The organism is Pseudomonas saponiphila (genome assembly GCF_900105185.1).
Lineage (GTDB): Bacteria > Pseudomonadota > Gammaproteobacteria > Pseudomonadales > Pseudomonadaceae > Aquipseudomonas > Aquipseudomonas saponiphila.
The window spans coordinates 2,658,228-2,671,166 of the sequence record NZ_FNTJ01000001.1; the positions used below are offsets into that span (position 1 = coordinate 2,658,228).

General features: G+C 66.0%; 13 protein-coding genes. 8 read left to right on the top strand and 5 right to left on the bottom strand.

Annotated elements, in window-relative coordinates; genetic code table 11:
• The first annotated feature begins 16 nt into the window (after nt 1-16).
• The 4 genes from BLV47_RS12475 to BLV47_RS12490 are packed head-to-tail and all read left to right on the top strand — an operon-like array spanning nt 17 to nt 3,443.
• Entirely contained in the window at nt 17-727 is a 711-nt protein-coding gene (locus tag BLV47_RS12475) for a diiron oxygenase (RefSeq protein ID WP_244168869.1), read from the top strand.
• Nucleotides 724-1,815 (top strand): glycosyltransferase family protein, encoded by a 1,092-nt coding sequence (locus BLV47_RS12480; protein ID WP_092313948.1) that lies wholly within the window; start codon nt 724-726, stop codon nt 1,813-1,815. Before BLV47_RS12475 ends, BLV47_RS12480 begins: the two co-directional genes overlap by 4 nt.
• A 52-nt stretch (nt 1,816-1,867) precedes the next feature.
• Nucleotides 1,868-2,491 carry a phosphatase PAP2 family protein gene (locus BLV47_RS12485; RefSeq protein WP_092317204.1) on the top strand — a complete coding sequence of 208 codons (624 nt, stop codon included), beginning with the start codon at nt 1,868-1,870 and terminating at the stop codon, nt 2,489-2,491.
• Entirely contained in the window at nt 2,478-3,443 is a 966-nt protein-coding gene (locus BLV47_RS12490; protein ID WP_092313950.1) for a fatty acid desaturase family protein, read from the top strand. Before BLV47_RS12485 ends, BLV47_RS12490 begins: the two co-directional genes overlap by 14 nt.
• On the opposite strand, the gene BLV47_RS12495 is transcribed toward BLV47_RS12490, so the two are convergent.
• The 5 genes from BLV47_RS12495 to nspC form a co-directional block, all read right to left on the bottom strand.
• The gene (locus BLV47_RS12495) at nt 3,413-4,063 is read right to left on the bottom strand and encodes an EAL domain-containing protein (RefSeq protein WP_092313952.1); all 651 of its coding nucleotides are present in this window, start codon (nt 4,061-4,063) and stop codon (nt 3,413-3,415) included. The two genes, BLV47_RS12490 and BLV47_RS12495, sit on opposite strands and share 31 nt — an antisense overlap.
• Nucleotides 4,042-4,296 carry a hypothetical protein gene (locus BLV47_RS12500; protein WP_092313953.1) on the bottom strand — a complete coding sequence of 85 codons (255 nt, stop codon included), beginning with the start codon at nt 4,294-4,296 and terminating at the stop codon, nt 4,042-4,044. The genes BLV47_RS12495 and BLV47_RS12500 overlap by 22 nt, the downstream gene beginning before the upstream one ends.
• A 173-nt stretch (nt 4,297-4,469) precedes the next feature.
• Nucleotides 4,470-6,209 (bottom strand): dipeptidase, encoded by a 1,740-nt coding sequence (locus BLV47_RS12505; RefSeq protein ID WP_092313955.1) that lies wholly within the window; start codon nt 6,207-6,209, stop codon nt 4,470-4,472.
• 200 nt (nt 6,210-6,409) lie between these two features.
• The gene (locus BLV47_RS12510) at nt 6,410-7,654 is read right to left on the bottom strand and encodes a saccharopine dehydrogenase family protein (protein WP_092313957.1); all 1,245 of its coding nucleotides are present in this window, start codon (nt 7,652-7,654) and stop codon (nt 6,410-6,412) included.
• Between the two features lie 29 nt (nt 7,655-7,683).
• A complete protein-coding gene (nspC, locus tag BLV47_RS12515) occupies nt 7,684-8,781 on the bottom strand; it encodes a carboxynorspermidine decarboxylase (RefSeq protein WP_092313959.1) in 1,098 nt (365 codons plus the stop codon).
• Nucleotides 8,782-9,133: 352 nt separating this feature from the next.
• On the opposite strand from nspC, the gene BLV47_RS12520 reads away from it, so the two are divergent.
• The 4 genes from BLV47_RS12520 (at nt 9,134) to argE (ending at nt 12,761) form a co-directional block, all read left to right on the top strand.
• Complete coding sequence (locus tag BLV47_RS12520; protein WP_092313961.1) at nt 9,134-10,450, top strand: flavin-containing monooxygenase; 1,317 nt, start codon at nt 9,134-9,136, stop codon at nt 10,448-10,450.
• Nucleotides 10,450-10,860 carry a RidA family protein gene (locus BLV47_RS12525; protein WP_011061806.1) on the top strand — a complete coding sequence of 137 codons (411 nt, stop codon included), beginning with the start codon at nt 10,450-10,452 and terminating at the stop codon, nt 10,858-10,860. The genes BLV47_RS12520 and BLV47_RS12525 overlap by 1 nt, the downstream gene beginning before the upstream one ends.
• Nucleotides 10,861-10,927: 67 nt before the next feature.
• Nucleotides 10,928-11,605 carry a DUF1028 domain-containing protein gene (locus tag BLV47_RS12530; RefSeq protein ID WP_092313963.1) on the top strand — a complete coding sequence of 226 codons (678 nt, stop codon included), beginning with the start codon at nt 10,928-10,930 and terminating at the stop codon, nt 11,603-11,605.
• On the top strand, nt 11,598-12,761 hold the full coding sequence (gene argE, locus BLV47_RS12535) for an acetylornithine deacetylase (protein ID WP_092313965.1): 1,164 nt from the start codon (nt 11,598-11,600) through the stop codon (nt 12,759-12,761). The genes BLV47_RS12530 and argE overlap by 8 nt, the downstream gene beginning before the upstream one ends.
• The last annotated feature ends 178 nt before the right edge of the window (nt 12,762-12,939 follow it).

Consider the following 12,939-nt stretch of genomic DNA (forward strand, 5'->3'; position numbering starts at 1 on the left):
CGCGGAGCAAGGGTGGGTGGGTACGGCCGATTTCAGCTGCCTGAACCCGCCCCGGGCGCGGGGCCTGGGGGCGCTGCAGGCGCGCCTGGTGGATCGCATCAAGCGCGCCGCGCTGCGGCGTCTGCACCTGAGCAGCAGGGGCGAGCGCCTGTTGTTGCGCATGTACCTGGCCGGCGAAGACGCCACCGAGCGCACGCTGCTGGACGAGCTGCTGCCGCAGTCGCCGCCTTGGCTCGAACGTCAGGTGCAGCAGCATCTGGCCGATGAGCAGCGCCATGTGAACCTGTTCGCCGAAGCCCTGCGGGCGCTGGGCGACGAAGGTTCGGTACGCCTGGAACCGGACTGGCTGAGTCGGCGCAAGATCCGGCGCTGGCAGCGCCTGGCCCATCGTTATGCCGGGTCTTTCGAGCAGGGTCTGCTGGTGCCGGCCTATGCCACCGGGCTCTGCGCCGAGCAGATGGCCGAGCGGGTGTTGCGTCGCCACTGCGCCGTGCTGGATCCCGGGCATCGCCTGTATCCGCTGTTGGCGCGGGTGCTGGCCGATGAGCAAGCCCATGTGCGGCTGTGCCAGAACACCTTGCGGCGCATCGTGGCGCCCGGGGAAGCGGGCCGGCTGGCGGCCTTGCTCAAGGAGATTCGCGCCGTGGATGCCAGCTTCGGCGTCAGCGGGGCCCTGGCCATGCTGGGCGCCGGCTGGGCGCTGGGTGGCGTGGGCCGACGCCGATGAGTACGCGGATTCTCTACCTGGCCACCGCCGACGCTCGCGGCCACCTGATGCGCGCGCAACTGCTGGTGCATGCCCTGCGTGCGGCCGGGGCCCGAGTCGAGGTGCTGACCACCTCGGTGCCGGGGCAGGCGTTTCTGCAGCGCTTCGGCATCCAGGCGCAGATCCTTTCGCTGCACTACGCGGTGCAGTTCGACCGCGAGCAGAACATGCAGCGCCAGGCCACCAACCGCAATGTCGCCCATTACCTGTTCCGTCCCGGCCGCATGCTGCGGGACATCTTGCAGCTGCGGCGCCGTTGGCGCGGCGTCGACCTGGTGATCAACGACTCCTTCCATCCGGCGTTGCTGTACATGGGCATGCTGCCGGGGTGGCGGCGCAAGGTGGTGCATGTCTATGGCGCCAGTCTCAAGCGGGCGCTGCTGAACAATTTCGAGGGCCTGTGGCCGCGGCAGTTCGGGCGCCTGTTCGGCTGGATCGTCAACCGCCAGATCGATGCGGCGCGGGCGCGCATCGAACACGACTTCGCCCATGAGGTCGATGATGCCCAGGCCCCGGCGCTGTATCGCCTGCCGACGCCGGTGGCCCTGGCCGAAGCCCTGCCGGACGCGCTCGGGACGGACGCGGCGGTGTACCTCAATCCGCATTTTCGCCAACCCTTGCTGGCCGACGCCCTGAGCGCCGGGCTGGAGGGTGCCGGGCTGCGCGGGCATCGGGTGGGCGAGGGCTATGCCGGGCACGATGGCTGGCTTGGGGTCGACCCGCACTGGGCCAGTCGCGCGGCCCGGGCCCGGCTGATGGTGTCGGCCCCCGGCATGGCCGCCCTGGCCATTGCCCGGGTCTATCAGCGGCCGATCATCCTGGTCCTCAGTGATCAGCCCGAACAGACCAGCAATGCCGTGCGCGCAGCCCAGCTGCAGGTGCTGCATGAGGTGGTGACCTGGCGCGGCGACGCCGACGATTTTCGCCGCCAGGTGGCGCAGGCGGCGCGGCAGTTGAGCGCGGCGGCGCCGGCGCCCGACGTGGCGGCGGGCAACCAGCGTGCCCGGGCGCGGACCGATGCCTGGGTCAGCCGTTTGCTCGGCTTGTGAGGCGCTCGCCTTGAAGCGCCAGCGCTCCAGCGCAGCCGTCCAGCCAGTGGCCATGGCCAGCCCCGTGCGCCGCCTGATCTTGGCCGCCCACCCCGGGCAGGCCCTGGCGGCGGCGTTTGCCCTGCTGCTGGGGCTGGCACTGTTCATCGGCCTGCAGCGCCTGGTCACGCCTCGCTACAACTGGGTCACGCCGCTGGACCAATGGATCCCGTTCGTGGCCGAGTCGTGGTTCCTGTATGTGCTGTTCTTTCCCTTTGTCCTGCTGGCGGCGGCCTACGCCAGCCCGGAGCGCTTTCGCGGGCTGCGCAACGCCACCGGCCTGGCTTTCGGCGTCGCGCTGCTGTGCTTCTGGCTGTTTCCGGAAGTGCTGCCCAGGCCGCAGCTCGACGCCCTGGACAATGCCTTCCTGCAACAGCGGCTGAGCCGCATGTGGCAACTGGACCGGGCCTGCAACGGCTTTCCCAGTCTGCATGTGGCAGTGACCTGCCTGGCCTGGTGGGCGCTCCGGGGCCGCCCCTACCCATGGCTGAGCGCCGCCAGCGGACTGCTGATCTGCCTGTCGACCCTGACCCTCAAGCAGCACACGCTGGTCGATGTGGCGGGCGGCGTGCTCCTGGCCCTGGTCTGTGCCCTGGTCACCCAACGACAAGGAAACCACCGCCGTGTCCCAGCCTGAACCTCGTGCCGGCGACAACCGCGCACTGCATGCCTTTGCCCCTGCCGCGGAGCTGTTCGTGGCCAAGCCCTGGATCAGTTGGCTGGCGCTGCTGGGCGACTGGACGCTGATCGGCGCCGGGTTCGCCGGCGCCGCGCTCTGGCCGCACCCGCTCAGCTACCTGCTGGCCGCGTTGCTGATCGCCCGCAGCCAGCTGGCGCTGGCGGTGCTCATGCATGAGAGCGCCCATGGCCTGCTGCTGCGCGGGCAGCGAGCCAACGACCTGGTCGGTCAGTGGCTGGCGGCCGGGCCGTTGTTTCTTTCGCTGCGCACCTACCGCGCCGGGCACCTCAAGCATCACCTGCAACCGATGCAGCATGACGACCCGATAGTGGCGGTGTTCGGCCTGGGGGATTACCCCTTGCCCCGGGGCCGGCTGATCCTGCGGCTGCTGGCGGACCTGAGCGGGGTGGGTTATTGCATCAGTGCCTGGCGGTTCGCCCGGGGCGACTATCGGGCAATCATGCCCAAGGTCGACAAGTCGCCGCGCCAGGCGCTGGGAGAGGTGCTGTCGATGCTGGTCAGCAACGCCTTGCTGTTCGGCCTGCTGGCCTGGAGCGGCCACCCCTGGCTGTACCCGGGCTTGTGGCTGCTGCCGGCGATTACCCTGTTGCCCTTGCTGGGCCGGGTGCGGGCGATCATGGAGCATGCCGGCCTGCCGGCCCATGCCGACCAGAGCCAGAACGCCCGCAGCATCGTGCGGCCAAACTGGCAGACCTTCCTGTTCGGCCCCCACGCCATCCACTACCACATCGAGCATCACCTCTACGTGCGCGTGCCGTTCTACCATCTGCGTCGTTTGCATCGGCAACTGGCCGCGCGGCAGCTGCTGCCGACGGCCAACCTGTATCGCGGTTACATCGGGGTGCTGCGGGACGTCAGCTACCCGCCGTTGAAACCCCCGGCCGGCTGAGCCTGCTCGCTGTCGTGCCGGGCAGCTGCGGTGTGCTGGTCGATGAACGCGCTCAGTTGCTCGATGCTCATGGGACGTGCGAACAGCCAGCCCTGGGCGTACTGCACGCCGTGCTGGCGCAGGATGTCGCACTGGGTCTGATTTTCGACGCCTTCGGCAATCATCTGCAGGCCCAGGGAGCGCGCCAGCTCGATGATGTGCAAGGTCACCAGGCGGGTCGGGGCGTCGGTGCCCAGTGTGTCGATGAACATCTTGTCGATCTTCAGGAAGTCCAGATCGTAGGTGGCCAGGTACGACAGGCTGGAGTGCCCGGTGCCGAAGTCATCGATCGCCACCTGGAAGCCGCTGGCCCTGACCGCCAGCAGCACGGCGCGCGACTTGTCGGGGTCGATCAGCCCGCGTTCGGTGATCTCCACCATCAGGCTGCGCGGCCCCATGCCAGCCTCGGCGGACAGCCTGCGCAAGCGCTGTTCGGCGTCCTGGGTCTTCAGGTCCTCGGTGGACAGGTTGATGGCGATGTGCAGGCGTTCATCGTCGCGCAGCAGTTGCGCCGCATCCCGTACCACGATCTCCATGACCCGGGCGGTGATGCGCTGGATCAGTCCGTTAGCCTCGGCCATGGGAATGAAGACCGAGGGGGTGAGGGTTGCTGGTCGAGCTGGCTGATGGCGTCATTGATCTGCCCACGTTCGATGCGGGCGCGTTCCAGAACGTCGTTGGCCACTTCGTGCAAGGAGGACATGACCGCTTCACGGCCCTGGCTCTGGGCCAGATAAAGCGACAGCGACAGGGGCGCGAGCAGCGCCAGCAGGCCAACGGTGCTGGCCAGTAGGACAATCCCCGGCTTGTTCATCGAGTTCTCCGCGCTCAGAAGCTGATCTTGCCTGTGCCGGGAGGGGGCTTGCCGAGGTTAGGGGAAACCGGCGGGGACAGGGCACAGGGCGCCGACCATCAGTATAGAAAGCGCGCTGCGCTTGAGCGGGGAAAAGCCTCGGGCCCGCCAGGGTGGCGGGCCCGGGCTGTGCATCAGAGCTTGGGCAACTGGCCGATGCGGCCCATCATTTCGGTGACGATCTGCAGGTCCAGCAGGAACTGCTCCTGGGTCTTGAACTCGTTGTCGGTGTGGCCGGTGTACTTGACCTCGGGCCGCGCCAGGCCGAACTGCACGCCGTTGGGCAGTTCATGCACCGAGGTAGCACCGGCGGAGGTGCCGAACTTGTGCGCCATGCCCAGGTTCTCGCTGGCCACCGCCAGCAGCGCCTTGACCCATTCACCCTCGGGGTTGCGGTACATCGGTTCGGCGATCTTGGTGTCGATGTTCACCGCCACGCCGGTCTTCTTGCTCCAGGCCGCCAGCTTGTCGGTGATTTCGCCCTTCAGCACCTCCGGGGTCTTGCCCTTGGGCACCCGCAGGTTGACCGCCAGCTTGAGGACTTGGTCATCCACGCTGACCAGGGTCGGCGAGGTGGTCAGCGGGCCCATGAAGTCGTCGGAAAAACCGATGCCCAGTTGCTTGCCCAGGTAGTCCAGGCCCCAGTTATCGGCGGCATAGCGGGCGGCGTCGGTGAAGGCATTGTGCTTGAAGGCGATCTTGCCGTCCTGGCTGTTGATGAAGTCCAGCATCCGCGCCACCGGGTTGACCCCGGACTCGGGCTCGGAGGAGTGGGCCGAGACGCCGGTGACGGTCAACTCCACGTCCTTGCCCACGACCTTGGCCGCGACCTGGAAGTTGCCACCGTGCTGCTTGACGTACTCGGCGCCGGCTTTCTGCAGGCTGGCGGCGAGCTGCGCGGGCTGCTCGGTGATCAGGGTAGCCACCGAGGTCGAGGGGATCTGGTTGGTCGCCAGGCCGCCGGTGAGGTGGGTGATTTCTGCACCTTTACCCTCGGCGGCGCGCCGGGCAAAGGTCGCCATCACCGTGCCGTAGCCTTTCTCGGCGATCACCACCGGGTAGCCGCCGTCCAGCGCCAGGTTGTAGTTGGGCGTCGGGTTGTGCTCGAAGTAGTAGGGAATCGCGTCGCCGCTGGTTTCCTCGGTGGTGTCCACCAGCAGCTTGAAGTTCCTGGCCAGGGGCAGTTGTTCTTCCTTGATGATCTTCATCGCGTAGAGCGCGACGACGATGCCGTTCTTGTCATCCTCGGTGCCGCGGCCGTACATGCGGTCGCCGATCAGGGTGACCTTGAACGGGTCGAGGCGGGTGCCGTCTTCGAGCACCCAGTTTTCCGGGGTCACCGGCACCACGTCGGCGTGGGCGTGGATGCCGACCACTTCCTGGCCGGCGCCTTCCAGGGAAATCTCGTAGACCCGGTTGTCGATGTTGCGAAAGTTCAGGTTGAAGGCCTTGGCCAGCTCCTGGATCTTCTCGGCGATCTTGAGAAACTCGGGGTTCTTGTACTGCGGTAGGCCGTCGACGTTGAAGGTGGGGATGGCCACCAGTTCGCGCAGGGTTTGCGTGGCGGCCTTGCCGTACTTGATCCGGGCGTAGATACCCAGCAGGCGATGGATTTCGTTCTGCTGTTCGGCGCTCAGGGACTTTTTGTCGAGAAAGGCGGCGATGGCCGGACCGAGGTTGGCGCTCTTGGCCGTTTCGCTCTTGGCCAGGGCACCGAGGAACTGGCGGAAGTCACCGGCCGGGGCGTCGCTGAAGGTCTTGAGGATGGCCGCGCTTTGCTGCGGGGTGATGTTGGCTTGGGCGCTGCTGGTGAACGCGGACAGGCTGGCGAGCATCAGGGTGGCCGCAGCCAGGTGCTTGAGAGAAAAATCCATTGCGTAGGGCATTCCTTGGCAGGGGGTAAGGATTATCTGAACGATTAGTCAGAAACCTTGCCAAGCTAACACTGCGAAGGAGTCGGGCGGGAGCCCCTGAAGTGGGATCTGTCGCACAGAAATGCAAAAGCGACGCACCAGCGAAAAACTCGTCCCGGGCAGGAGGCGCCTGTGCGGCGCCCCCTGTTGTGGCTAGTGCATCAAGCCTTGGCGTCCCATGGACGGTCGCCATGTTCATCCTTGATGCGGGTCGGCAGGCCCATCACGTCCAGTGCCTTGAGGAACGGCTCGGCGGCCAGCTCCTCGACGTTGACCATGCGCTGCACGTCCCACTCGCCACGGGCCACCAGCAGGGCGGCGGCCACGGGCGGTACGCCGGCGGTGTAGGAGATGCCCTGGCTGTCAGTCTCGGCGTAGGCTTCTTCGTGGTCGGCCACGTTGTAGATGAAGACTTCACGTGGCTGGCCATCCTTGGTGCCCTTGACCAGGTCACCGATGCAGGTCTTGCCGGTGTAGCCCGGGGCCAGGGAAGCCGGATCAGGCAGCACCGCCTTGACCACTTTCAGAGGCACCACTTCCAGGCCTTCGGCGGTCTTGACCGGTTGCTCGGAGAGCAGGCCGAGGTTGCGCAGCACGGTGAACACATTGATGTAGTGCTCGCCGAAGCTCATCCAGAAACGCACGTTGGGCACGTCGAGGTTCTTCGACAGCGAGTGCACTTCGTCGTGGCCGGTCAGGTACAGGTTCTGCGAGCCGACCACTGGCAGGTCGTCGGTGCGCTTGACTTCGAACATGGTGTTGCTGGTCCACTGGCTGTTCTGCCAGCTCCACACCTGTCCGGTGAATTCGCGGAAGTTGATTTCCGGGTCGAAATTGGTGGCGAAATATTTGCCATGGGAACCGGCATTGACGTCGAGAATGTCGATGGAATCAATGCGGTCGAAATGCTCTTGCTTGGCCAGGGCGGCATAGGCGTTGACCACGCCCGGATCGAAGCCCACGCCAAGAATGGCGGTGATCTTTTTCTCCTGGCATTCCTCGAGGTGTTTCCACTCGTAGTTGCCGTACCAGGGCGGCGTTTCGCAGATCTTGCCCGGCTCTTCGTGGATCGCGGTGTCCAGGTAGGCCACGCCGGTATCGATGCAGGCACGCAGCACCGACATGTTGAGGAAGGCCGAACCGACGTTGATGACGATCTGCGATTCGGTTTCGCGGATCAGCGTCTTGGTCGCTTCGATGTCCAGCGCATTCAGCGCGTAGGCCTTGATTTCAGCGGGCTGTTTGAGGCTGCCCTTGGCCTTGACGCTGTCGATGATGGCCTGGCATTTGGAGATGTTGCGCGACGCGATAGCAATACGACCGAGTTCGTCGTTGTGCTGCGCGCACTTGTGGGCCACCACCTTGGCGACACCTCCTGCACCAATGATAAGAACATTCTTCTTCAATTTATTTACTTCTCCTCGTGTCTGTCCGCTCAGGAAAGGCTGGACAGGTAGTCTTCGAAACCAAACTCGCGAACCACGTCGATGCTGCCATCGAGTTGTTTCACAACGATGGATGGCATTTTCAGGCCGTTGAACCAGTTTTTCTTGACCATGGTGTAGCCCGCCGCGTCGACGAATGACAGTCGATCGCCGATGGCCAGCGGACGTTCGAATTGATACTCGCCAAAGATGTCTCCGGCCAGGCAAGACTTGCCACAAATCATGTAGCTGTGTTCACCGCTGCTGGGGGCCAGCTTGGCGTTCAAGCGATAGATCAGCAGGTCGAGCATGTGGGCTTCGATGGAGCTGTCCACCACCGCCAGGTGCTTGCCGTTGTACAGGGTGTCGAGCACGGTCACTTCCAGGGACGCGCTCTGGGTGATCGCCGCTTCGCCCGGCTCCAGGTAGACCTGTACGCCGTACTTCTCGGAGAAGGCCTTGAGCCGCGCGCAGAAGGCGTCCAGGGCATAGTCCTCGCCGGTGAAGTGGATGCCGCCGCCGAGGCTGACCCACTCGACCTGATGCAGCAGGTGGCCGAAGCGCTCCTCGATGGTGCTCAGCATCTGGTCGAACAGGCCGAAGTCGCCGTTCTCGCAGTTGTTGTGGAACATGAAGCCGGAGATCTGCTCGATCACCTGTTCGATTTTCGCCGGGTCCCATTCGCCCAGGCGGCTGAACGGCCGGGCCGGATCGGCCAGCAGGTAGTCCGAGCTGCTGACCTGGGGGTTGACCCGCAGGCCACGGACCTTGTCCGCGCTGGCCTCGGCAAAGCGCTGCAGCTGGCTGATGGAGTTGAAGATGATCTTGTCGCAGTTGGCGAGCATCTCCTCGATCTCGTCGTCGGCCCAGGCCACGCTGTAGGCGTGGGTTTCGCCGGCGAACTTCTGCCGGCCGAGCTTGAGCTCGTACAGCGACGAGGAGGTGGTGCCGTCCATGTACTGCTGCATCAGGTCGAACACCGACCAGGTAGCGAAGCACTTGAGGGCCAGCAGGGCCTTGGCGCCGGACTGCTCGCGCACGTAGGCGATCTTCTGCATGTTGTGCAAAAGCTTCTGCTTGTCGATGAGGTAGTACGGCGTCTTGATCATTTCAGGGTCTCCGGCAGGGCCAGCCAAAAAGGTACGCATTGTGCCTTCAGTGCCTGCAGATCGAAAGCTCGGAAATGCTTTTTTGCCGGGTAATCATCTGAAAGGCCCTGGTGATCAGTCTGATCGCTCGGGCGGCTGCCGACAGTGCCTGGAGGCCTTGCCCCGGCCCGGCGCCGATCCGCCTGCAGCCCCCGCGCTGCCTCGCTTTTTCTTATCCAGGGAGCACATTTTTAATAATTTTCCTTCGCTGGCGTCTGTCGCACCATCTGCCCCATCCGACTTACCCCGGGTTCTGAACAGAGTGCGCCACGCCTTTGGGCTGGCGCCAATCGTCTCGCAGAAGGACACAGACATGACCGTAGAACAACCAATGCACGTGGATACCCTGGTGGTCGGCGCCGGCCAGGCCGGCGTGGCCATGAGCGAACACCTGAGCAAGCTTGGGGTGCCCCATCTGGTACTGGAACGCAGCCGCGTGGCCGAGGCCTGGCGCACCGGGCGCTGGGATTCCCTGGTGGCCAACGGGCCGGCCTGGCATGACCGCTTCCCGGGGATGGAATTCGCCATGCCTGCCGATGCCTTTGCGGCCAAGGACCAGGTGGCGGACTATTTCGAGGCCTATGCGCGCCAGTTCAACGCGCCGATCCGCACCGGCGTGGAAGTACGCAAGGTGGTGCGCAATGCCGGGCGTCCGGGGTTCACCGTGGAAACCTCCGAGGGCGTGATCCAGGCCCATCGCGTGGTGGCCGCTACCGGGCCGTTCCAGCGTCCGGTGATTCCGCCGATTGCCGGGCAGAACCCGCGCCTGACGCAGATCCATTCCGCCGAATATCGCAACCCGCAACAGTTGCCCGAGGGCGCGGTGCTGGTGGTGGGGGCGGGGTCGTCCGGGGTGCAGATCGCCGATGAGCTGCAACGCTCGGGCCGCCGCGTCTACCTGTCGGTGGGGGCCCATGACCGGCCACCGCGTTCCTACCGCAACCGGGATTTCTGCTGGTGGCTCGGGGTGCTGGGGGAGTGGGATGCGGAGATCGCCAAGCCCGGTCGCGAGCACGTGACCATCGCCGTCAGCGGTGCTCGCGGCGGCCAGACCATCGACTTTCGCGCCCTGGCCCACCAGGGCATCACCCTGGTCGGGCTGACCCAGGCCTTCGCCGGCGAGCAGGTGAGCTTTCGGGCCGACCTGCTGGACAACCTGGCCCGGGGCGACGAGAACTACCTGGCGCTGCTGGATGCCGCCGATGCCTATGTCGAGCGCAACGGCCTCGACCTGCCGCTGGAGCCCGAAGCCCGTCGGCGCCTGCCGGACCCGGACTGCGTCAAGCAGCCGATCCTCGAACTGGACCTGCAGCAGGCCGGCATCAACTCGATCATCTGGGCCACCGGCTACGCCGTGGATTTCTCCTGGTTGCAGGTGGATACCTTCAGCGAACAGGGCAAGCCCCAGCACCAGCGTGGTGTGTCCCGGGAGCCGGGGGTGTATTTCCTCGGCCTGCCCTGGCTGTCGCGCCGCGGTTCGTCATTTATCTGGGGGGTGTGGCACGACGCCAAGCACATCGCCGATCACATCGCGACCCAGCGCAAGTACCAGGCCTACAGCGAAGCCCGACAGCCTGCGGCCACCAGCGATGCGCCAGCCCTCAACCTCAGCCCCGTAGGAGCCCTGTGATGCCTACCCATACTCGCATCCGCATGTTCAACACCAAGGACACCTACCCCAACCAGTCCCTGGACAACGACCTGTGCCAGGCAGTGCGCGCTGGCAACACGGTGTACGTTCGCGGTCAGGTCGGCACCGATTTCGATGGCCGGCTGGTGGGCCTCGGCGACCCCCGGGCCCAGGCCGAGCAGGCGATGAAAAACGTCAAGCAACTGCTGGAGGAGGCCGGCAGCGACCTGTCCCACATCGTCAAGACCACCACCTACCTCACCGACCCGCGCTACCGCGAGCCGGTGTACCAGGAAGTGGGCAAGTGGCTCAAAGGGGTGTTCCCGATATCCACCGGGCTGGTGGTGTCGGCCCTCGGCCAGCCGCAGTGGCTGATGGAAATCGACGTGATCGCGGTGATTCCCGAGTGACCCCGGCGCTGTTCTCACCGACGCCGCGTCCGGCGTCGACGCAGGCCCCATGGGCCAAGGAGTTTGCATGACTTTTTCCATCGTTGGCCGCTGCGCCGAAACCGGCCAGCTGGGCATCGCCATCAGTTCGTCGAGCATCGCCGTCGGCGCCCGCTGCCCCTGGCTGCGGGCCGGAGTGGGGGCGGTGGCTACGCAAAACGTCACCCTGCCGGCCCTGGGGCCGCAGATTCTCGACCTCCTGGAACAGCGCCGGCTCGACCCCGGCACCGCCCTGGAGCAGGCCCTGAGTCGCAACGGCTGGAGCCAGTACCGCCAGGTGACGGTGATCGACAACCAGGGCCGTACGGCGCTGTTCAGTGGCCAGCAGGCCTTGGGCACCCACCACGCGCTGGCCGGCGAGCAGTGCGTGGCCGCGGGCAACTTGCTGGCGGACGCCGGGGTCATCCAGGCCATGGTCCAGGCGTTCGAACAGACGCCGGGGATGCTGGTCGAGCGCCTGCTGGCGGCGATGCACGCGGCCATGGCCGCCGGTGGCGAGGCGGGCCCGGTACATTCGGCGGCGCTGAGCGTGGTGGACGATTTGACCTGGCCCATCGTCGACCTGCGGGTGGACTGGGCCGATGAAGACCCCATCGGCCAGCTCGCCGGCCTGTGGCAGGCCTACCGGCCACAGATGCAGGACTACCTGACTCGCGCCCTGGACCCGACGGCGGCCCCCAGCTACGGGGTGCCGGGCAATGAGTGAACCATCGAGCCGCGAGCTGCTGGCGCAGCTGGTGGGCTTTGCCACGGTCAGCCGCGATTCCAACCTGGAACTGATCGGTTTTATCCACGACTACCTGGCGCGCCATGGGGTGGATAGCGAGCTGATCTACAACCCCGAGCGGACCAAGGCCAATCTGTTTGCCAGCATCGGCCCGGGCGATCGCGGCGGGGTGGTGCTGTCCGGGCACACCGACGTGGTGCCGGTGGATGGCCAGGCCTGGAGCGTCGAGCCGTTTGTCTTGAGCGAGCGGCAAGGGCGGCTGTACGGCCGTGGCACCGCCGACATGAAGGGCTTTCTCGCCTCGGTGCTGGCGGCGGTGCCGGGCTTGACCCGGCGTCGCCTGCGGCTGCCGGTGCACCTGGCGTTTTCCTACGACGAGGAGGTGGGCTGCCTGGGCGTGCGGCCGATGCTTGAACGCTTGCAGCAACGCCTGCACAAGCCGCTGCTGTGCCTGATCGGCGAGCCCACCGAGCTGCGTCCGGTGCTCGGGCACAAGGGCAAGCTGGCCATGCGCTGCCAGGTGCGGGGCGCGGCCTGCCATTCGGCCTACGCGCCTTATGGGGTCAATGCCATCGAGTACGCCGCGCGGCTGATCGGCAAACTGGGGGAAATCGGCAGCCGGCTGGCGCAACCCGAGCACCACGATCCGCGTTTCGATCCGCCGTTTTCCACGGTGCAGACCGGCACCATCCAGGGCGGCCGCGCGCTGAACATCGTGCCTGCCGAGTGTCAGTTCGATTTCGAGGTGCGCACCCTGCCGGGCTACGACGCCCAGGCCGTGGTGGAGCAGTTGCAAGGTTATGCCGAGGCCGAGCTGGTGCCGCAGATGCAGGCGGTCCAGGCCGACACCGGGATCGACCTGCAACCCTTGAGTGCCTACCCGGGGCTGGCCACCGCCGCCGACAGCGAGGCCGCGCAACTGCTGGCCCTGCTCAGCGGCTCGCGGGAGTTCGCCACCGTGGCCTTTGGCACCGAGGGCGGGCTGTTCCATGAGGCGGGCATCCCCACGGTGGTCTGCGGCCCGGGCAGCATGGAGCAGGGCCACAAGCCGGACGAGTTCATCAGCCTTGAGCAGTTGCACGCCTGCGACGCCCTGTTGCAGCGCCTGGGCGACTGGCTGGAGGGGCCCGGCTGAGCTTGCCGAGCGCTTGAAGCAGGCGTCGTTCCACCCCCAGGCCATCGCACGGATGCCCTGGGGCGCTGGCGTTTGCGCGGGCCCTTCGGGGCCTGAAGGCTACAGAGCTTTTTCATGGTGCTGGAGCATATTTTTAGTATTTTTCCTCGGGCTCGCGGTGACGCACCATCCCTCAGGA